This is a genomic window from Blautia sp. AF32-4BH, assembly GCF_003460565.1.
Classification (GTDB): domain Bacteria; phylum Bacillota; class Clostridia; order Lachnospirales; family Lachnospiraceae; genus Fusicatenibacter; species Fusicatenibacter saccharivorans.
Genome location: NZ_QTVL01000048.1, coordinates 1 through 365, shown reverse-complemented (window position 1 = coordinate 365; position 365 = coordinate 1). Strand labels below are relative to the sequence as shown.

Below are 365 nucleotides of genomic sequence, written 5' to 3'. Positions count from 1 at the left end.
TTTTGGGCATAGTTTACCGCTTTCGCCAAACGGGTTCCTTTGTTTGGGCGCTGTTGATCCAGCCAATTCCAGAATGCCTCCAGTATTGGCTTCTCCTTTTCAAGACGAAATTGTTTTCTCTGCTCCGCAGTGTGATTTTTTGCTTTTGAGTACCGCTCACAATCAAACAGCTTGGAACAGAACTGTACTCCCTGCACTGCCGGAAGGCTGTAATCATACTCTTTCCCTTTCGGTATGGCATCTGTGAAGTAACGTCTCACATGTGCCCAGCAAGAGCAGCGTTTGATGTCCGGCAGATTATTATAACCCTGGTATCCATCCGTCTCCAGATATCCGCTGAACCCCTGTAGGAAAGATGCTGCATG

At 47.7% G+C, this 365-nt stretch carries 1 protein-coding gene; it reads right to left on the bottom strand.

The genetic code is table 11. The features are described 5' to 3' along the window. On the bottom strand, positions 1 to 365 hold a 365-nt coding region (locus DWZ44_RS18935), incomplete at both ends, for an IS66 family transposase (RefSeq protein WP_243002178.1).